Origin of the sequence: Kosakonia radicincitans DSM 16656, assembly GCF_000280495.2 — a bacterium.
Classification (GTDB): Bacteria; Pseudomonadota; Gammaproteobacteria; order Enterobacterales; family Enterobacteriaceae; genus Kosakonia; species Kosakonia radicincitans.
Window position 1 is genome coordinate 1,607,645 of the sequence record NZ_CP018016.1, and the last position, 19,224, is coordinate 1,626,868.

General features: G+C 55.3%; 18 protein-coding genes. 16 read left to right on the forward strand and 2 right to left on the reverse strand.

The window, feature by feature from the left end:
• The 11 genes from Y71_RS07945 (at nt 1) to Y71_RS07995 (ending at nt 13,488) form a co-directional block, all read left to right on the forward strand.
• Nucleotides 1–1,161 carry a hypothetical protein gene (locus tag Y71_RS07945; RefSeq protein ID WP_007371007.1) on the forward strand — a complete coding sequence of 387 codons (1,161 nt, stop codon included), beginning with the start codon at nt 1–3 and terminating at the stop codon, nt 1,159–1,161.
• Nucleotides 1,148–4,561, forward strand: a complete 3,414-nt coding sequence (locus Y71_RS07950) for an ImcF-related family protein (protein WP_081120722.1) — start codon at nt 1,148–1,150, stop codon at nt 4,559–4,561. Before Y71_RS07945 ends, Y71_RS07950 begins: the two co-directional genes overlap by 14 nt.
• Complete coding sequence (tssA, locus tag Y71_RS07955; RefSeq protein ID WP_007371009.1) at nt 4,561–6,156, forward strand: type VI secretion system protein TssA; 1,596 nt, start codon at nt 4,561–4,563, stop codon at nt 6,154–6,156. The genes Y71_RS07950 and tssA overlap by 1 nt, the downstream gene beginning before the upstream one ends.
• A 20-nt stretch (nt 6,157–6,176) precedes the next feature.
• Nucleotides 6,177–7,940 (forward strand): type VI secretion system baseplate subunit TssF, encoded by a 1,764-nt coding sequence (gene tssF, locus Y71_RS07960; RefSeq protein ID WP_007371010.1) that lies wholly within the window; start codon nt 6,177–6,179, stop codon nt 7,938–7,940.
• Complete coding sequence (tssG, locus tag Y71_RS07965; protein ID WP_007371011.1) at nt 7,895–8,998, forward strand: type VI secretion system baseplate subunit TssG; 1,104 nt, start codon at nt 7,895–7,897, stop codon at nt 8,996–8,998. Before tssF ends, tssG begins: the two co-directional genes overlap by 46 nt.
• Nucleotides 8,979–9,515 carry a type VI secretion system lipoprotein TssJ gene (gene tssJ / locus Y71_RS07970; RefSeq protein ID WP_007371012.1) on the forward strand — a complete coding sequence of 179 codons (537 nt, stop codon included), beginning with the start codon at nt 8,979–8,981 and terminating at the stop codon, nt 9,513–9,515. Before tssG ends, tssJ begins: the two co-directional genes overlap by 20 nt.
• On the forward strand, nt 9,508–9,960 hold the full coding sequence (gene tssE / locus Y71_RS07975; protein WP_007371013.1) for a type VI secretion system baseplate subunit TssE: 453 nt from the start codon (nt 9,508–9,510) through the stop codon (nt 9,958–9,960). Before tssJ ends, tssE begins: the two co-directional genes overlap by 8 nt.
• A gap of 215 nt (nt 9,961–10,175) precedes the next feature.
• On the forward strand, nt 10,176–11,558 hold the full coding sequence (locus tag Y71_RS07980; protein ID WP_007371014.1) for a VasL domain-containing protein: 1,383 nt from the start codon (nt 10,176–10,178) through the stop codon (nt 11,556–11,558).
• A gap of 366 nt (nt 11,559–11,924) precedes the next feature.
• Entirely contained in the window at nt 11,925–12,356 is a 432-nt protein-coding gene (locus tag Y71_RS07985) for an SRPBCC family protein (RefSeq protein WP_007371015.1), read from the forward strand.
• Nucleotides 12,357–12,809, forward strand: a complete 453-nt coding sequence (locus tag Y71_RS07990) for a MarR family winged helix-turn-helix transcriptional regulator (RefSeq protein ID WP_035889059.1) — start codon at nt 12,357–12,359, stop codon at nt 12,807–12,809. It begins immediately after the preceding gene.
• Nucleotides 12,810–12,996: 187 nt separating this feature from the next.
• Nucleotides 12,997–13,488 (forward strand): DUF1003 domain-containing protein, encoded by a 492-nt coding sequence (locus tag Y71_RS07995; protein WP_007371017.1) that lies wholly within the window; start codon nt 12,997–12,999, stop codon nt 13,486–13,488.
• Nucleotides 13,489–13,688: 200 nt separating this feature from the next.
• Here Y71_RS07995 and Y71_RS08000 read toward each other — a convergent pair whose 3' ends face one another.
• Entirely contained in the window at nt 13,689–14,171 is a 483-nt protein-coding gene (locus tag Y71_RS08000; RefSeq protein ID WP_007371018.1) for a glutathione peroxidase, read from the reverse strand.
• A gap of 260 nt (nt 14,172–14,431) precedes the next feature.
• On the opposite strand from Y71_RS08000, the gene Y71_RS08005 reads away from it, so the two are divergent.
• From Y71_RS08005 to Y71_RS08020, 4 genes are read left to right on the forward strand one after another with little or no spacing between them, the layout of a single operon-like run.
• The gene (locus tag Y71_RS08005) at nt 14,432–15,010 is read left to right on the forward strand and encodes a cytochrome b (protein WP_007371019.1); all 579 of its coding nucleotides are present in this window, start codon (nt 14,432–14,434) and stop codon (nt 15,008–15,010) included.
• 13 nt (nt 15,011–15,023) lie between these two features.
• Nucleotides 15,024–15,569 carry a tetratricopeptide repeat protein gene (locus tag Y71_RS08010; RefSeq protein WP_007371020.1) on the forward strand — a complete coding sequence of 182 codons (546 nt, stop codon included), beginning with the start codon at nt 15,024–15,026 and terminating at the stop codon, nt 15,567–15,569.
• Nucleotides 15,570–15,629: 60 nt separating this feature from the next.
• Nucleotides 15,630–16,106: a sigma-70 family RNA polymerase sigma factor gene (locus Y71_RS08015; RefSeq protein WP_236946463.1), complete on the forward strand. Its 477-nt coding sequence runs from the start codon at nt 15,630–15,632 to the stop codon at nt 16,104–16,106.
• Entirely contained in the window at nt 16,103–16,900 is a 798-nt protein-coding gene (locus tag Y71_RS08020) for an anti-sigma factor family protein (RefSeq protein ID WP_007371022.1), read from the forward strand. The genes Y71_RS08015 and Y71_RS08020 overlap by 4 nt, the downstream gene beginning before the upstream one ends.
• A gap of 35 nt (nt 16,901–16,935) precedes the next feature.
• On the opposite strand, the gene Y71_RS08025 is transcribed toward Y71_RS08020, so the two are convergent.
• Complete coding sequence (locus Y71_RS08025) at nt 16,936–17,514, reverse strand: YceI family protein (protein ID WP_007371023.1); 579 nt, start codon at nt 17,512–17,514, stop codon at nt 16,936–16,938.
• Nucleotides 17,515–17,953: 439 nt separating this feature from the next.
• On the opposite strand from Y71_RS08025, the gene codB reads away from it, so the two are divergent.
• Entirely contained in the window at nt 17,954–19,222 is a 1,269-nt protein-coding gene (gene codB, locus Y71_RS08030; protein ID WP_035889064.1) for a cytosine permease, read from the forward strand.
• Nucleotides 19,223–19,224: the final 2 nt, after the last annotated feature.

Here is a 19,224-nt window from a genome sequence, read left to right on the forward strand (position 1 = left end):
ATGGGCTGGGAAAGGACGAAAGCAACAACGATGGAGTTGCCTCCTGAACCATCTTTTACGGGATGGTTGTTGGCTGGTGGTGTTGCCGCGGTTGTGGGTATTTTGCTGTTTATTCTGCATGCGTCAGGCATGGTTAAGGCACTGGCTGCATTCAATATCTGGTGGCTGGCATCCAGCCCTGTTCTTGGCTGGTTTTTCCTGTTTTGTTTGCGGGGATGGCTGTGGGGCAGAACAGTCAATGAACATCAGTTTTTGCAGAGGGAGGCGGAATACGGACAGCAACGATGGGAAGCCTGGGCTGGACGCTATCTGGCCGTCCTTGGAAGCAGCATACTGCTACCTTCCGGAGTGACCTCTGACGCCATTGCTAAATCTGGTGCTACAGATGCGCCGCAATTTCTTTCACTGACCAGCCATTTTGATGCGCAATCGGTGAATTCCACCTCCTTGCTTGAACTGGGGCTGGCCGGTGTACAAAACGCGATCGCGATGCTGCCTGCGACAGTGCCGTTCAACGTCACCATTGTGAGCGACATGATTTCGTCAGACTTCGAGACCCGGTTTCGCAAATCATGGGGGAAAATTTACCCTGGGCGTGCGCTAACAGGTTCAGTTTCATGTTGTGAAGCCCTTTCTTTTGCCTGGCTCGAGGAGCGCCTTAAAAATCCCATTTTCGATATTGATTTGATCCTGATATTGCAGGACCAGGGTGCTGAACAGTATTCCGATGCACTCGCAGCGATGGTACTTACCAGCGATGATGTTGCTGAAAAATACCAGCTTTCACACTCCGCCCGCATATTGCGACCGATGCCGCTGGACATGACAAATTTCAGGGCTGATATGGGGTTGTTCCTCGAAACACAAACGATCGCCTGTCAGACATCAAACGTGTTCTGTGATTACGGGCACTGGAATGACGGGTTTGCTGATCTAATGACCGCGTCTCAATCACATCTGACACCGTGGGTGCCCCAGGAAATTGATGTACTGGAAAAATATAACGGAATTCCAGGGGGCGGGAGTGCGTGGCTTCTAGCCACATTACTGGCCGACATCGTGTCCGTCAGCAACAAACCTGTTTTAGGGCTGTTTACCTCAGGTACTGATCGTTTTGTCAGTACTGTTACTTCAGGGAGTGGAAATAATGATGCCGGGTAGTACATGGAGCAGAGGGGGGCTTGCCGGCATAATAGCCTGCATCTCAGCGATTATAGTGGCCTTGATCCTGCATTTTGGTCCCTCGTATGGCCTTGATACCCGACTGAAGCAAGTGCTTGCATTTGTTACCGTATGGATAGTCTTGCTGATTGTTTTCTATACGCCGTTCATGTTCCGGTACATGCGGGAAAAGTATCACCGCTGGCGGGAACAGAAGAACAATGCGTTGCCTTCTGATGAATCAAGAGTTGCCCGGACTCCGCCACGCAATGTCACCGTTGATTCCATCCGTGACGCCATGCGTAACCTCTACGGCCGGCGCTGGGGACGTAAAACACGCATCCTGCTGATAACCGGTACGACCGCTGAAGTAGAGCAACTGACTCCGGGTCTGACGGCTCAGCTCTGGCAGGAAGACCGCGGCACACTGTTGCTGTGGGGCGGTGACCTCAATACGCCAGCAGACAGTGCCTGGCTGACGGCGCTGCGTAAGCTGCGCCGTCGTCCGATGGATGGCATGGTATGGGTCACCTCGGCCTTTGACCAGCTCTCAGCACCTGGGCTGGAGCAGCCGCTGCCGGTACCGTCTGAAAGCACCATGGATTCCCTGTCTCATGCTATCAGCGCGCGTATGGATACGCTTGGCTGGAAACTCCCGCTGTATGTCTGGTGCTTGCACCCACGAGCCGGTAAGCCGGAAGGACGCATTACGCAGGCGACCGGCTGCCTGTTGCCTGCCGGTTGTCGTACCGAGGGGCTGGCAGAACAACTTTCCGCCCTGACGCCGGATTTGACTTCACAGGGCCTGCAGCAGACCTGCGGTGAGGTGAAACATAACTTCCTGCTGACGCTGGCTGACCAGCTCATTCGCGAGCCACAGAGCGTGACTGCACCGCTGTCGGTGATGCTCAATCCGTACCGCCCGTTGCCGCTGGCTGGCGTGGTGTTCAGTCAACCCTCAGCCGGTGCTGAACGTGCCGTGCCGCACCACTGGGGCATGGATAAGCGCTGGGATGTTCTGCCTGAATCCGTCCGGACGCTTCCTGCCGGACTGCGTCCGCGCAAACCGGGCATTCCATGGCGCAAAGTGTTTGCGTCAGTTGCTGCCCTGGCGATGGTGGGCTGGGCTGTGTGGATGGGTATCGCGTATATCACCAACCGCAGCCAGATTGACGGCGCGAATGCTCAGGCCGCACTTGCCGCCCGACAGAATCAGCCGCTGGAACAGCGCCTGCACGCACTGTCTGAACTTCAGAAAACGCTGGCCCGACTGCAGTACCGTTCAGAACACGGCGTGCCGTGGTACGAGAAGGCCGGACTGAGCCAGAATAACGCCCTGCTGGCCGCACTCTGGCCACGTTATCAGGACAGCGCACTACCGTTATTGCGGGATGCGGCTGCGGATCATCTGCAGACTCAGCTTAGTGCCTTCAATGCGCTGCCGCCAGGCAGCCCGCTGCGTGAGCAGATGGCAAAAACCACCTGGGAGCAGCTCAAGCTCTACCTGATGCTGGCGCGTCCGGAACATATGGACGCCGCCTGGTTCAGTTCGGCGCTGCTTCGTGACTGGCCAAAACGTGATGGTGTGAAAGACGGCGTCTGGCAGGGCGTAGCACCGTCGCTGCTGTCGTTCTATGGTGCGCAGCTGGTCACGCATCCGGAGTGGAAGTTCCGTGCTGATGAGGGCATGGTCAGCCAGGCGCGCTCGCTGCTGGTTCGCCTGATGGGTGTGCGCAACAGTGAATCGACCCTGTACCAGAAGATGCTCTCCCAGGTGGCACATCTGTATGTCGATATGCGCCTGGAAGACATGACCGGCGATACCGATGCATCCCGTCTGTTCAGTACCACGGAAGTCGTGCCGGGTATGTTCACCCGTCAGGCCTGGGAGCAGGCTGTGCAGCCTGCCATCGAGAAAGTGGTGAAGGCGCGCCGGGATGAGCTCGACTGGGTGCTGACTGACAGCAAGCGTCAGGTGAATAAACAGGACGAGACCTCGCCGGAAGCCCTGAAAAAACGCCTGACGGAGCGTTACTTTGCCGACTTTGGCGGGGCCTGGCTTGAGTTTCTCAACAGCCTGCGCTGGAACCGTGCCACCACGCTGTCGGATTCCATTGACCAGCTGACACTGATGGCCGACGTGCGTCAGTCACCTCTGGTGGCGCTGATGAACACCCTGAATGTGCAGGGCCGAACCGGGCAGACCGGAGAAGCCATTTCGGACTCACTGGTGAAATCGGCCAAAAACCTGCTTGGCGGTGATAACAAGGATGCCATTGACCAGAGTGCCGGCGTTCATGGTCCGCTGGATGCGACCTTTAGCCCGGTGCTGGCGCTGATGGATAAAAGCAACACCGGTGTGCGGGCGCTGAGTCTGCAGTCCTATCTGACCCGCGTGACGCAGGTGCGTCTGCGCCTGCAGCAGGTGACCAATGCTGCTGACCCGCAGGCAATGACTCAGACCATTGCCCAGACCGTATTCCAGGGCAAGGCTGTTGATCTGACCGAAACCCGCGACTACGGCAGCCTGATTGCCGCCGGTTTGGGTCAGGAGTGGAGCGGTTTTGGGCGTACGGTGTTTGTGAATCCGATGGAGCAGGCCTGGCAGCAGGTGTTGACCCCGGCGGCCGGCGGCCTCAATGCCCAGTGGCAGCAGGCAGTGGTGGCTGAGTGGAATAGCGCCTTTGGTGGCCGTTATCCGTTTAACAACTCCAGCAGTGATGTTTCCCTGCCGCTGCTCGCCAAATACCTCAACGCGGATTCCGGACGTATCGCTCAGTTCCTGCAGACCCGCCTCAAAGGCGTGCTACACAAAGAGGGCAACCACTGGGTACCTGACAGCATCAATTCGCAGGGCCTCGCCTTTAACCCGGCATTCCTCCACGCCATTAACACCCTGAGTCACATCTCGGATGTGGCCTTCACCGAAGGCAATGCCGGCATGAACTTCGAACTGCGTCCTGGTACCGCCGATGGCGTGGTGCAGACCGACATGATTATCGACAGCCAGAAGCTGAACTACGTGAACCAGCTGCCGGCATGGAAGCGTTTCACCTGGCCTGCGGATACGGAAGCACCCGGTGCGAACCTGAGCTGGATAAGCACCCAGGCAGGCACCCGCCAGTACGCCGATATTCCTGGCGCATGGGGCTGGATACGTCTGCTGGATAAGGCAGCGGTCAGTGCTTACCCCGGGGTCGGCAGCAGCTACAGCCTGAGCTGGAAGGCACAGGATGGTCGCACGCTCAATTACACCCTGCGTACCGAAGCGGGAGAAGGCCCGCTGGTGCTGCTGAAGCTGCGCAATTTCCATCTGCCGGAAACCATCTTCAGCACCTCCGGTATCGCACCGTCAGGCCAGGTCGCCAGTGCGAACAGCGATGCAGAGGAGGTCTACTGATGAGCACACTCAATGCCCTCCTCAGTGCCTGCCAGACTGAACAGGCTTCACTGCTTGCCGCCACCCGTGAGCGTGTGGCGCAGTGGGACAGCTGGCTGCAACCGTTATCCGGGTCATCACCTGTTGGTGATGACCCGGGCTATGACGATGATTTCCAGCAGATGCGCGAGGAGGTCAACAAACTCTCAGGCGCAGATACCGAACTCATCTGTCGTCTGGCAGAAAAACTACTCACCACCACCGCCAAAGACATTCGCGTGGCGACGTATTACTGCTGGGCTAAATTGCATCGTGAAGGCGAGCAGGGGCTGGTTGAAGGGCTTGAACTGCTGGCTGGCTTGCTTGAACGTTTTGGCACACAACTGCACCCGCAGCGTGACCGCAGCCGTAAGGCGGCACTGGAATGGCTGGCAGGATCGCGCGTGACCGACTCGCTTTCCCTGTACCCGGAAGTGGTCAGAGAAGAGGCGATGCGTACCACCGGAGCGCTGCTGCTGATAGCCGGGCTTACCGAAAACGATCCGGATGAAACCCGTCCTGAACTCAATGCGCTATACGGCGCGCTGGAAAGCCGTTTGCAGAAAGCGGGCGGCGTGGATGCGGTGGTACCGCAGAACGCCAGTACCAGCGAAACCCCTTCGGCTGCCAGCCACAGTGATGCCCCGTCAATCGGACGCATCACGTCCGGTCAGGATTTGCTGGCCCAGGCCCGCACCCTCACCGAATACCTGCGTGAGCAGCCAGATGGCTGGCTGTCAGCACACCATCTGATGAAGAGCCTGCGTCACGACACCCTGCGGGCCATTCCGGCCCCGGATGCGCAGGGACGTACGCGCATCGAACCGCCAAGGGCGGATCAGCGCGCGTTACTCAAACGCCTCTACCTGCAGCAGAACTGGGCTGAAATGCTGGAAACGGCCGACAGCACCTTTTCCCGCGGAGCCAATCACCTGTGGCTGGATTTGCAGTGGTACATCCACCAGGCGTTGACGAAATCAGGTCAGGACACCCTGGCTGACATTATTGCTGTCGATCTGAAAGGGCTGTTGTCGCGCCTGTCCGGGCTGGAGACGCTGGCGTTCAGTGACGGCACGCCGTTTGCGGACGAAGTGACGCTGAACTGGATCCAGCAGAGTGTGCTGGACACCGTCGGCGGGTGGGGCAATGAGACCCCAGCCGCTCCGATCACCGCCGGTAATGATGACATTCTGGCGCTGGAGCCGGAAGCCGTGGCGCTGGCCGACAGCGAAGGCCCGGATGCCGCGCTGGGCTGGTTGCAGACCCGGCCGGGCATGACCACCGATCGTCAGAAGTGGCTGTTGCGTCTGCTGATGGGACGAATTGCTGAGCAGTACGGTAAAAATGACCTGGCGGTGCACCTGTTTGCAGAACTGGGTGAACGTGCCAGAGAAGTGACCCTCAGTGACTGGGAGCCTGAGCTGTTGTTTGAGGTTCAGGCCCGCCATCTGAAACTCCTGCGCCTGAAAGCCGGTCGCAGTGAGGCTGATAAGGCCCGCCTTACGCCGGTAATGGACCAGTTACTTGCCGGACTGATCGCCGTCGATCCTGCCCGTGCCGCCGTGCTTTGCGGTTAAATCCACAGGAACAGAAATAAATGGAAGATTTGACCCTGCGTTATTACGACGCGGAAATGCGTTACCTGCGTGAAGCGGCCAAAGAGTTTGCTCAGACCCACCCGGACCGGGCCGCGATGCTGGATCTGGATAAGGCCGGGACACCCGATCCCTATGTTGAGCGACTGTTTGAAGGCTTTGCTTTCTCAATGGGACGGCTTCGGGAGAAGATCGACGACGACCTGCCGGAACTGACCGAGGGGCTGGTCAGCATGCTCTGGCCACACTACCTGCGTACCATTCCGTCGCTCTCGGTAGTGGCGTTCACGCCTGCACTTCAGGCCGTGAAGATGGCAGAAGTGATGCCCGCGGGACTGGAAGTGTACTCCCGCCCGGTGGGACCGAAAAACACGGTCTGTCGCTACCGCACCACCCGTGATGTGATGCTCAACCCGCTGAATATCTCTGGGGTGGCCATGACCACTGAGCCGGACGGGCGCTCGTTGCTGCGGATGCGTTTTGCCTGCAGCACCCAGGCGGACTGGTCCCATGCTGACCTCAGCCACCTGAGTCTCTTTCTCGGGGCGGATGCGCCCGTCAGCAGTCAGCTGCACCTGATGCTGACCAAACGGCAGGCTGCTTTGTATATGCGCCTGCCCGGGCAGACTGACCGTATTCGCCTCGACGGGTACTTCTCGCCGGGGGGATTTGCGGAGGAGGATGGGCTGTGGCCGAAGGGCGATACTGCCTTCAGTGGTTACCAGCTGCTGCTGGAGTATTTCACCTTCCGTGACAAGTTTATGTTTGTCCACCTCAACGGCCTGGATGGCATTACACCGCCTGCCGGAGCGGAGTATTTCGACATCGAAGTCGTGTTCAGCACGCCGTGGTCATCAGAGCTTCCGGTCACCGATGACGCGGTTCGTCTGCACTGTGTGCCGGTGATCAACTTGTTCACGTTGGAAGCCGACCCGCTCACCATTACCGGGCTTGAAAGCGAGTACCTTCTGCGTCCTAAACGTCTGCAGGATGGACACACTGAGATTTATTCGGTGGATTCGGTCACTGGCTCAAACCGCACCAGTGATGCCGAATACGTGCCGTTCAGCAGCTTCAGGCACAAGGGCGGTATGATGCGCCGTCATGCACCACCCCGTTACTACCACACCCGGGTGAAGCGCAGCGTGACCGGGCTGTATGACACCTGGCTTATTCTTGGTGGGCACCAGTGGGAAGATGACTGTCTGTTTGAGCGTGAAGCTGTCTCGCTGCAAATCACCGGCACCAACGGTCAGTTACCACGCAGGGCACTACAGAGCACGCTGCTTGACCGCTGTGAGCAGGTGGTCAGTACACAACTTTCAGTACGCAACCTCTGCAAACCAACGCTGCCAGTCTATCCGCCTTCTGAAGACCGTTTTCACTGGCGGGTGCTGAGCCACCTGGGATCCGGGTTCCTGAACATGATGAGTACTGCCGAAGTGCTGCGCGGGACGCTGGCGCTCTATAACTGGCAGGAAGATGAACTGAACACCCGGCGTCTGGAGGCGATTCAGCATGTGGAGCACCATCGCCTTCAACGCTTTGAACAGGGCTACCTGCTGCGGGGGCTGGATATCGAAGTAACCCTCGACAGCAACGGTTTCACCGGTGAGGGTGACATTCACCTGTTCGGTGAAATGCTCAACCGATTCTTTGCGTTGTATGCCGATATGAACCAGTTCAACCAGCTCACCCTCATTGTTCAGCCAGAAGGAAAATGCACCCGGTGGAAAGAGAATCACAGTCCGCGTCTGCCCGGCTGATAGCGCAACTGGGCGACCGGCTGCCGCACATGAATTTTTACCGTTTCTGTCAGCTACTGGAGCAGAGCCAGCCGGATAAACCGGTCACCGGCAGCACCTGGCAGGTACGCCATGAGCCGGTGCGCTTTCGGCCCCATCCGGGGATGGGCTTTCCGGCATCTGAAATCAAAGGGATTGAGCAGTCTGAGCATTCGCATCTGCCGCCGACGGTACGCATAACCTTTATGGGGCTCTACGGCGTGGAATCCCCGCTGCCGACGCACTACATCGATGATATTACCCAACGCCGCGAAGGCTATGAAGCCACGGCGGACTTCCTCGATATCTTCAACCACCGGCTGATTGCCCAGTACTACCGTATCTGGCGTAAATATTCCTACCCGGCGACCTTCGAAGAGGGCGGTAAGGACAAAACCTCGCAGTACCTGCTGGGACTGGCCGGGCTCGGGATTAACGGCTGCACGGACAGTATCGCGACCCCGGCTTCGCGCTTTCTGGCACTGCTGCCGGTCATGTTGCTGCCGGGGCGTACCGCAGAAGGCATGGCCTCGCTGGTGCGCCTGCTGGCACCGGACACACAGGCGAAAATCTGGCACCACGACAAACGCCGTGTGCCACTGAAAAAGCCACTGACCATGAGCGTCAGTCAGCCCGTCACCCTGACCAGCCGCCCGGTGATGGGTAACTATGCCACTGATGTGAACAGCCAGGTACTGATGCGCCTGACCTCCACTAATCCGGAAGAAGTGCAGGGTTGGTTACCGGGCGGGGAGCTTCACACGGATTTAATGGCGCTGCTGCACGTGTATCTTGGGTCTCGCCTGGATGTCCGGCTGCAGTTGCGTGTCGACCGTAGCCTGCTGCCTGACGCGACAATGAGCGCTAAACCCAACGCCGGCGCAGTGCAACTGGGCCGCACCGCAGTGATGCGGCCGCTGAATGCAGTGAACACCGTCATCCACCCCAAAACCATAACCATCAATCTTGGCCGCTATGAGCGGGTACAGGAAAATATTCACCGCAGGGAGACCGATGAAGATGGCGATTACCGCTGGTAAATTTCCTCTGGCTGCGCTGGCCGCTGGTATCACCTTGATGCTGGCGGGCTGCGGGCTGACGCAAAAAGTGACAGACGGCACTGTTGCTGTGACCAAATCGATTTTTTACAAGCAGGTAAAAACTCTGCATCTGGATATTCGGGCCCGTGAGGCAGTGAACAGCAATGCAGGCGGCGTGGCATTGTCGACGGTGGTGCGTATTTACCAGCTTAAAGACCGCAAAACCTTTGACACGACGGACTACCCGTCACTGTTCAGGGCGGACAGTCAGGCCATTAAAGCAGACCTGGTAGCTGAGAAAGATATCCGCCTTCAGCCGGGCGGGGCGGTGATGGTGGATATGCCGATGGATGAAAATGCGCAGTATGTCGCAGTGGCTGGTATGTTTATGTCGCCGGACCAGGTGAACAACACCTGGCGGGTGGTGCTGAGCCGTGATGATCTCGATCCGGATAAAGCCCGGGTGATTGAGGCCGGTAACAACCGCCTGACCCTGAAGGCACTGAAAGATGATTGAGTCATCCCGTCCCTCACTGTATGAAACTCTTTATGGCAACTTCACTGGCGGCTTTGACCTGCATCAGGTCAGCGAGCAGAACCAGGTCGTTTTGTCCGTACTTGACAACATGCAGCGCGTTCTCAACTGTCGCGCCGGCACGCTGGCGCATCTGCCTGACTATGGGTTGCCCGATATGACGAAAATCCTGCAGGGAATGCCGGGAACGGCCCATGAGCTTATGGGCACATTGTCTGTCGTCCTGCTCAAATATGAGCCACGCCTGAAAAAGATAGGCGTCGTTCTGCTGGAGCAGAACGTCCCCGGCGAACTGCGCTATGCCATTGATGCTGAACTTAAAGGTATTGGCCTGGTGCGCTATGGCACGGAGTTTATGCCCGAAGGACGGGTGCTGTTGCGACATCTTAAGCAACAGCAATATCTCGACACGACAACCCGTATGTAAAGCCAGAGAATATCCTCTCAGTAAAATCTTGCTGTATATCAGCGATCACTGGAAGAAGCCCTGCTTACCGCTGAAGGTGCACACAGGGAAGATCTGCTAAGAGAGCGCTTTAAACTGGAACAAAAAATCCGGGATGTACATCGGCAATGTAGAAAGCTAAGCCGCATAAATAATAACCCTCCAGTGCTGCATATTAATTAAATGGACAACTGGTCATGAATGACATTCCCTACCGTAAAATTAAAACTGGCGGTGACCCACGCACGCTGGCGGATTATGAAGCTCTGCGCGATGAGCTGGGCAAACTGACCCATCCGGCTCGCCCGGATGTCAACTGGCAGCATGTAGAAAAACTCTGCCTCTCGCTGTTCGGGCAAAATGGCGTCGAACTGCAAACTGCAGCCTGGTATACCCTTGCTCGAACCCAGCTGGCAGGGTTGCCCGGCCTTAATGAAGGTCTGGCAATACTGGAGGCTCTTATAAACCACCAGTGGGGAACGCTCTGGCCACAGCCGGTCCATACGCGGATGGAGATCCTCAGTAACCTGAGCCTGCGTCTACAGCAAGTGATGCGCACTCTGCCACTTAACTACAGTGACCTGAGCCAGCTTTACACAGCAGAACAGCAACTTACCAGCCTTGGAACGATCCTTGAGCGCCTGGAGCTTAAGCACCTGAGCCAGTTCGATACCTTGCGGACGCTGATGCACAATAATGCTGTCAGGCTGGAAAACAGCGACGGCGCATCGGGTTCCGGTGCTTTCGTTCAGCCCGCTATCCTGTTGCCCCCGGGGATAATGGATGGCGCGAAAATAACGGCAGAAACCCCTTCTGCGCTACCTCTTCCAAAGAAAAATACAACGAGGTGGGTATATGTTCCCCAGCCGGAACATATACCGAATGTGGACGTTCTGTCGGTGATACCGGCGCCGATAAAAAAATGGAAATTTTTCGCTGCGGGGATGTGTACCATGCTGGCGATCGGCGCTACAACGCTGTGGAGCTGGCACGTTTTGCACCAACCTGACCCGCTACAGGTTCAGCTTGCTGCATCTCTGGCACCGTTGCCTGTAACTCTCACCCCTGTGCAGCGGGATTTGCTGAGCCAGCAGGCTCCTCTGGAGCAAGCCTTCATTACGCAGACACAGCAGCAACTTACCCGCCTGGAGAAACTTCCCCCTGACTGGAACATTGCCTACAGCCGGCAGTTAATTGAGCAGGCTCAGGCGCTGTGGCCGGAGCAGGCTAAATCCATTGTTTTACAATGGTATCAACAACTTAATGCCAGTGCGTTGTCAAAAGAAGACCTGGACGGCTGGCATCAGGGGATGACGAAGCTAAAGCAGCTGAGCGATCGATTGAACAGGCTGGACGAGCAGAAGGGAAGATACATGACGGTCAGCGAACTGAAGTCAGTCGTATTTTCCGCCATGCAATCCTTTAATCAAACCATACCGGTCGAAGAACAATTGCGGGCACTGTCGCTGACCCCGGCTGGTCAGGCTTTGTCTTTGGCCGATAAGACCCGGCTGGAGATGCGTCTGAAGCAGCTGATTACCCGTTATGCAGAAATAAAGCAGACTGCGTCGGAAGAGTGAACATCATTTACAGGGAAGGGAACTCTGGTGATAAAAAACGTAACGCTGAGCAGGCGCAGAAGTCTAAAACAGGCGTTCCGGAGGGGGAGGGGATAAAGGGGCATCGATAGCCAGAGGACTTCTTCTTCGGTGACAACGATATTTCCCGGCCCCTTCTATAAGCCGTTCTGGTGTTCTACGGGAAAGGCATTTCGGCTTCCTCTGTTCTGACTGTGGATGCCGGATAGATATGTCACCAGAGCGAGCACCAAACAATTATGCCCTCACAGCGAAATAGAGGCTCATCAGGGTTGTATAAAAAACTGGCGGCACATTATTATAAGTGCGCATACTATATGTTTACTTATTAAGGCTGATGGGGATTTTATGAACAAAGATAACGTCTGGAGTAAATCCTTTACGCTCGCTGTAAACAGCAAGCCGAAAGCAATATGGCAGGCATTTATTGACATAGATAACTGGAAGCGATGGAACCCTGGCGTAAAGTCAATCACTATCGAGGGGCCATTTCATACGGGAACATGGTTCACGATGGAGTTACCGGAAGGTGATGTTGTTCGTAGCCAGCTTATCGATGTTTCTGAAGAAAAGTATTTTATTGATGAGACCAGGGTAGATGAAACGCTGGTCAAAGTTGAACATCGTATTGAAGCATCAGGTACTGGTCACTGCATGTTGATTTATGCTATCAGCACGCAAGGTCCCCAGGCTCAGGCTTTCGGAGAGGGAATAAGCTCGGACTTCCCTGAAGTGATGGCGGGGCTGGCAAAATACCTTGCGGAAACAGGTTCAATGTAAATGACATCTGAAAATAAGCCCCTTCCCAGCGCTTTCGAAGGGCCGGACGAGAGCCCCGGCTATTTACTGTGGAGAGTGTCAAATAGCTGGCAACGCGAACAACGAAATGCCCTGCAACACTTAGGCCTGACACACACGCAGTTTGTCGTTCTGGCTGTAGCCAGTTGGTTTGAGGAAAAGGAGGCGCTGACACAAATACGGTTATCACAGCTAACCGGGAGCGACACGATGACGATATCCCAGGTTGTTCGTGTCCTTGAAAAGGCAGACTATCTGGAGCGTATTCCGCATCAAAAAGACACGCGTTCCAAAGTGATTAGGGTAACAAAAGCGGGGCGGGAGCTGGCTGAACAAGCCGTGCAGGTTGTAGAAGCCACCGATAAAAAATTTTTTATGCCGCTTGAGGATAATGGACAATCCCTGGTGACTTTGTTCCGAAAACTTCTCCGATAACCCCGAATCCTGCTGTTGGCGATGGAATAATAGGGGTGTAGTTAAGTGGGGCGATGGGATTTATGCAGTCGTGAGAGCTACTGTATAACATATTTGACGTATATTTTCGTACGGTTGGGCATCAGTTTCCACTGATGCCAAAGTTTTCGTCGATGCCGACAATGCCCCGCAGCAGGAAGTTTTTGATATGCACAAAGATAAAGAGTTTCGTTTATATCGCCCTTTGAAGGATATTACGCATACTTTCGGCGAAGAGTGGTTTGCGCTGAAAGCAGAAGCCTTCGCACGTTTTTTCGGTACACCGACATTCCTTATTGGGCAGACTATCGCGGTGATCGTGTGGATTGTTCTGAACGCAGCAGGCGTCGTGAAGTTTGACCCCTATCCCTTTATTTTGCTCAACCTGGCGTTCAGTATTCAGGCTGCTTATGCAGCTCCGCTGATCCTGTTAGCGCAAACCCGACAGGCGGAGCGCGATCAGGCGCATGCCCTGGCGGACGCGCAGCACCGCGAAGATCTGGATGACGCAATGGCGAAGCGCCAGATGCTGGCCGAGGAGCAGTCGGCACAACTGTTGGAATTGCTGAAACAAAATACGCATCTGACCGAGCTGACCCGGCAAATGGCCGAGCGTATCGAAACGCTCGCAACGCAGCTTGCGCAGCGTGAGTTGCACTGACAGCAGCAGTCAATTTCTGGTGGTGGCTGGTTTCCACAATCTGCCTGCTGCCAGACAGTTGGCAGTTATCGCTCGCAATGGAACGAAATCACCCGTAAAGCTGGTTCTTAAGCAGACATGACAGGCTGCTATGTGCGATGAACGGATAATGAATTTTTCGGCAGCGCTCTAAAATTGAATGGTTCGAATTACCGATAAACTTAAATTTCAAGTGCCGCAAGGATTGTGGCTTCCATTTTCTCCGGGGTGGTGAACGGCGCAAAACGCTTGAGCGGTTTACCGTCGCGTCCGATCAGGAATTTAGTGAAGTTCCACTTGATCCGCCCACCCAGCACGCCGGGCAATTCGTTTTTCAGATAACGAAACAGCGGGTGCGCTGCACTTCCGTTGACCTCAACTTTCTGGAACATCGGAAAGCTCACACCGTAATTAATGTGACAGGTTTGCGCGATGTCTTCGGCGCCGCCGGGCTCCTGTTTACCAAACTGGTTGCAGGGGAAACCAAGCACCACCAAACCCCGGGCGGCGTATTTCTGGTAGAGCGATTCAAGGCCTCCGTATTGTGGCGTGAAGCCACAAAGGCTGGCGGTATTAACGACCAGAACCACCTTACCTGCGTAGTCGGCCATAGAGATAAGCTGGCCGCCCAGACTGGTGGCTGTAAGTTGATGAAAGGGAGTCATAGCGGAATCCTCAAAGCAGAACCAGTTTGACGTCGGCATTGCCACGTAGCTCGTTATTGCCGGGGCCTGGAGAGTAGATCCTGTTCCTGATTGTGTGGCAGGTCTGGATCGTGTGCGATACATCTTTGCAAAGTCGAACGGAAAGAACAACAAACAGGCGACCGTTGACCTGTGCTCCGGGATAAAAAAGTATTTTTTTCGAATAGATTCAGAAGGTGTGGCGTTTACCCATCATTAACACACTGATGGAGTCATAATTTATGACTGGAACAACGCAACCGTTAACACGACAGCGCTACGATAGCTTTACCCTGGTACTGCATTGGGTCACCGCAGCCTGTGTCATTTTCCTGTTTGCAAGCGCACATATCTGGGAGCAACTTGAGCGGGGGACGCCGCTGAGAAAAGGGTTGCAGGCTGTTCATATTTCTTGCGGAATTCTACTGGCACTGGTGATGGTAATCCGGCCGCTATGGCGGCTATACAGCCAGCACTCTCCCCATTTATCGATGCCGCCGGTTGAAGGTGCAAGGCTTGCTAAACTGCTCGCACATGGCATGCACGGCGCGCTTTATCTCCTCCTTTTCGCACAAATCGTGCTTGGGTTTCTTTTCCGCTGGTCGCAGCAGGAACCCTTCTCGTTCTTTGGTCTTTTCGACCTGTCTGGCTGGGTGCAGATTACACCAACGCTACGGCATACCCTCGCTCAGTGGCACGGCAATGTGGCCTGGGCACTGGTTTCGCTGGCATTTGTGCATGCTCTGGCGGCGCTTTTCCATCACTACCTGTTACGGGACAGCGTACTGAGCCGTATGCTGCCTGGCCGTGCTTTTCGTTAACCCGGAGTTCACCATGAATCTATTTTCGTTTGCACATTCCGCAATTATTCAACGTCTGCTGCCCGTGGTGTTTGTTCTGCTAACCACGCCGGTTTTTGCCGCAGGTGACGATAATACCAACAGCAAAACGCCGGATTGTCCCACCGGGCAGGTGTATGACAGCACGACAAAACAATGCGTACCCGAGAAAACAAGCCAGCTCAGCGATGAAGATAAAACGCGTTATGCTTATCATCTGGCAAAAAAAGGGGAGTATCAGGCGGCCCTGGATCTGCTCAACACGCTGAAAAATGGCGATACTGCGGAAGCCTGGAATTACCGCGGCTATGCCACACGTAAGCTGGGTCGTACTGATGAAGGTATCGGCTATTATCAGCGTTCAATAGCACTCGATCCGACCTATGCCAAAGTACGTGAATACCTTGGTGAAGCATGGCTGGTGAAAGGGCGTCCTGACCTGGCAAAAGCGCAACTGGAAACCATCGCCACACTTTGCGGCCAGAGTTGCGAAGAGTACAGGGATCTGCAGGCTGCTATCGACGGCCATCCTGAATCCTGAGAATGGTATGAGGATAAAAAAATCACTACCAGTGACGTCCGTCAGCATCTTGCTGAACATCTGACACGCCTGTGGCGCTATGGGCTGGTTCTGTCGCGTAACCGCGAGGTTGCCGAAGAACTGGTGCAGTCTACCTGTGTCCGAGCGCTTGAAAAAAGCGCGCAGTTCACCCCCGGCACACGCATTGATAGTTGGTTATTCACTATTCTGCATTCCATCTGGATTTCAGAGGTGCGTTCCCGCCGGGTGCGGTTGGGGCAGGGGTTCGTTGAAAGCGATGAATTACTGGCGCCGGATACGTATGAACAGGATGAGGCGCGCCTGCACTATGCGAAAATTATGCAGTACGTGAGCGCTCTGCCGGAAGCACAACGCAATGCGGTATTTTTAGTCTATGTTGAAGGTTTTACCTATCAGGAGGCGGCAGATACATTGTCTGTCCCGATTGGCACGATCATGAGCCGGCTGGCTACGGCGAGGGCGAAAATCGCCCAGGTGATTCATACGCCGCACTCTGTACAGGAGAAGCGATATTGAAATCAATGAGATTTACAGCACCGTACAGCGATGAAGCGATAGTCGCCTGGCTGGATGGCGAAATGCAGGCCAGTGATGCAGAGCGCTTTGAGGCGGCGCTCGGTCAGGATAAACAACTGGCGGAACGAACCGAAGTGTTAAGGCTCAACCAGACTGACATTGCCCGCGCCTTCGCGCCCCTGCTGAAAGAGGCGCCGCAGTCTCGCCTGGAGGCACAACTGGCCAACATACTCGCCCAACCACCGTCAACCACTCCCGGAGCAAAGGGCGTTAGCCGACGCGCGTTGATCGCGGCCTCGCTCAGTTTTCTGGTTATCGGTTCAGGGATGGGCTATTTCGCGCGGCCTACAATAAAGGCTCAGGGCGAGAGCGAAAAAATTCGTGACCTTGAGGCACAGTATATGTCTTTGTACAGTGCAGAAACGTTGCTTGATACAGACAGTTCCCCGTCAGCATTGCAACGTGGACTGGCGCGTACTGCACAAGACATAGGTTTGCAGGCGAATGAGCAGCAACTTGTGCTGCATGGGGCAGCGCTGAAAATGGTGCGTATGCTGCGCTATGACAGCACCTCGATTGCGCAAATCGCCTGGATGCATGCGGATTATGGCCCGATGGCGCTGTGTATTTCACCAGACCGCCAGCCAGCCAGCACAGAACTGAATCAAGAACAGCGCCATACGATGAATCTCGTCTGGTGGCATTCCAGAGGCTACCAGTTTGTGTTGATTGGCCGTAACCCTGCTTCCCAACTGAAACAAAACGCACTGACGCTACAGGCTGCGCTTTCATAGCAAAAGGGATGCACCGGTATGCTGGCCGGAAATGTTTATACGGCCTGATGCAGCCGGGCCTGAATCTCAATATTGATTGTCACGTTGTCATCTACAAGCGCAGCGAAACTGTCCATATTGAATGCTGAGCGTGAAATCGTCGTTGAGGCATGCAGATAAATGCTCTCAGCACTGGTGAGCCCGGTGTTTTTCCCCATCAGTAAGGCATCCAGAATGACCGGGCGCGAGACGTTCTTAACCGCAAGTGTGCCAAAAATCCGAAAATGGCCCTGTCCCAATGCCACCACGCGGCTACTGATAAAAGTGATATTCGGATAGCGTCCAGCGTCAAAAAAAAGCGTCCCTTTCATCTGCCAGGTTAACAGTCTGTTAGACGCCTTCAACGTCGCCACCGGAATGGATACATTGATAGTGTCGCCCTCGTCGTTTCCGGCATTGAGTGCAATATCACCCGTTACATCTCCCAGTCTGGCCTCAGAAGTATCGCCAAATGCATGCCAGGAGAGGGTAATCGTTGTTTTCTGCGTGTTGATACTGTAGTTAGCAGGGCTGGCATATAACGAAAAGGGATTGATTAAAAATCCGAGAGCGATTACAGGCACGATACGCGTCATGTTGATAATCCTTGATGTGTTTAGCGTGTAAACGTGCCAGCCGTGTTTTTTATTCGATTCAAGGTTCACCTCCATTGTGCAAATACACTTAAAGCGATTTGCTCCCACGTTGATTAACACCAGCGGAAGTTACAACCTCTGCCCTGGCACCAAGCTGACCGCCTGAAAAGTATCCCCGGCAGGGGAGATTTTCCGTTTTCCAGGTGGGCCTCATATACCCCTTCCATGGTAAATGTACACATATCGATGTGTATCCATCGCTGCCCCGTTATGGTGCGAAAGTTTGCACCATGCACAATATCCTGGCGGTTACCTGCGGATTAATGAGTATTTGTGTGCAATGTGCCCACTTCATTGTGTGGCCTCTGCCCAGATATTTTTGGCATATCTCTTGCTCTTTTGTGCATAGCCATTCAGATAGCCACTCAGAGGTTCAACTATGTCAAACAGCAATGATTTTCCGCTCGTCGAAGCGCCTGCATCAGGGCGCAAGGGTATATTTTCGATTTCCATGGTTCTGTTCAGCTTTACTTTCTTTACCGGCACGATGTTCGCGGGCGGTAAGCTCGGCGTCTCTTTTTCCATCGTTAACCTGTTGTGGATTGCCGTTATCGGTAACTTTTTGCTGGCCCTCTATGCCGCGTCGCTCGGCTGGATTGCTGCGCGCAGCGGGCTGAATACCGTGCTGATGGGGCGTTTTTGCTTCGGTGAAATAGGCAGTAAGCTCGCCGATTTTATTCTCGGTTTCGCTGAACTGGGATGGTACGCCTGGGGGACGGCGACCGTCGCCATTTCGCTGGTCAAAATCCTCGCCATACCTGAAGCCATGACCATTCCGCTGATGATCCTGTTCGGTATTCTGTTCTGCGTGACCGCGCTGGTCGGCTACAAGGGGCTGGATGCGCTGTCGCGCGTGTCGGTGCCGCTGATGTTCATTCTGCTGGTTATTTCTATGTATATTGCTGCCCATCACGCTGGCGGCTGGCAGGCGATGACCAAAATCGAGCCGGGCGGAAGCGAAACCATGGCCTGGTCGGCGGCTATCACCATGGTGTTCGGCACTTTCGCCAGCGGGGCGACCCAGGCGACAAACTGGACGCGTCTGGCCAACTCCAGCCGCACCGCCATCGTCGCCAGCATGGGCAGCTTCCTTGTCGGTAACGGGCTGATGATTGTTGCCGGAGCCTGGTGCGCTATTGTCTACCAGCAGGCTGATATCGTGGAAGTGCTGATTTTGCAGGGGCTGTCCGTCGCTGCGGTAGTGATGCTGTGCCTCAATCTGCTGACGATTCAGGGGCCGACGATTTATAACGTCTCGGCTGCCGCCTGCCATCTGCTGCGCAGTGAGCACCGTCGCACCCTGACTATTGTCGCCGCTGGCGTTGGCATTCTGCTGGCCATTGGCGGTATGTATGAAATGCTGATCCCTTTCCTGGTCTTACTGGGCAGCATCATTCCGCCCATCGGCGGCGTTATCCTCGCCGACTACTGGTTTTATCGCGGCGGCCGCTATCCGCTGTTGCAAACTGCCCGTTTGCCGCGCTTTAACTGGTCGGGGCTTTGCGCCTACGCCGTGGGAGCCGTGGTGGCTTATCTGTCGCCATGGATCGCGCCACTGGTGGGCATTACCGTTTCTGCGCTGGTCTACATCGCCCTGACTCGCCTGAGTAAACGTCAGCCTGCCGCTGATTCGGTTGCGGAGCAGTAACC

What these genes read in the sequence shown, in the direction of transcription:
- Y71_RS07945 (WP_007371007.1), top strand. Translation starts at nt 1, where the DNA reads ATGGGCTGGGAAAGGACGAAAGCAACAACGATGGAGTTGCCTCCTGAA.
- Y71_RS07950 (WP_081120722.1), top strand. Translation starts at nt 1,148, where the DNA reads ATGATGCCGGGTAGTACATGGAGCAGAGGGGGGCTTGCCGGCATAATA.
- tssA (WP_007371009.1), top strand. Translation starts at nt 4,561, where the DNA reads ATGAGCACACTCAATGCCCTCCTCAGTGCCTGCCAGACTGAACAGGCT.
- tssF (WP_007371010.1), top strand. Translation starts at nt 6,177, where the DNA reads ATGGAAGATTTGACCCTGCGTTATTACGACGCGGAAATGCGTTACCTG.
- tssG (WP_007371011.1), top strand. Translation starts at nt 7,895, where the DNA reads ATGCACCCGGTGGAAAGAGAATCACAGTCCGCGTCTGCCCGGCTGATA.
- tssJ (WP_007371012.1), top strand. Translation starts at nt 8,979, where the DNA reads ATGGCGATTACCGCTGGTAAATTTCCTCTGGCTGCGCTGGCCGCTGGT.
- tssE (WP_007371013.1), top strand. Translation starts at nt 9,508, where the DNA reads ATGATTGAGTCATCCCGTCCCTCACTGTATGAAACTCTTTATGGCAAC.
- Y71_RS07980 (WP_007371014.1), top strand. Translation starts at nt 10,176, where the DNA reads ATGAATGACATTCCCTACCGTAAAATTAAAACTGGCGGTGACCCACGC.
- Y71_RS07985 (WP_007371015.1), top strand. Translation starts at nt 11,925, where the DNA reads ATGAACAAAGATAACGTCTGGAGTAAATCCTTTACGCTCGCTGTAAAC.
- Y71_RS07990 (WP_035889059.1), top strand. Translation starts at nt 12,357, where the DNA reads ATGACATCTGAAAATAAGCCCCTTCCCAGCGCTTTCGAAGGGCCGGAC.
- Y71_RS07995 (WP_007371017.1), top strand. Translation starts at nt 12,997, where the DNA reads ATGCACAAAGATAAAGAGTTTCGTTTATATCGCCCTTTGAAGGATATT.
- Y71_RS08000 (WP_007371018.1), bottom strand. Translation starts at nt 14,171, where the DNA reads ATGACTCCCTTTCATCAACTTACAGCCACCAGTCTGGGCGGCCAGCTT.
- Y71_RS08005 (WP_007371019.1), top strand. Translation starts at nt 14,432, where the DNA reads ATGACTGGAACAACGCAACCGTTAACACGACAGCGCTACGATAGCTTT.
- Y71_RS08010 (WP_007371020.1), top strand. Translation starts at nt 15,024, where the DNA reads ATGAATCTATTTTCGTTTGCACATTCCGCAATTATTCAACGTCTGCTG.
- Y71_RS08025 (WP_007371023.1), bottom strand. Translation starts at nt 17,514, where the DNA reads ATGACGCGTATCGTGCCTGTAATCGCTCTCGGATTTTTAATCAATCCC.
- codB (WP_035889064.1), top strand. Translation starts at nt 17,954, where the DNA reads ATGTCAAACAGCAATGATTTTCCGCTCGTCGAAGCGCCTGCATCAGGG.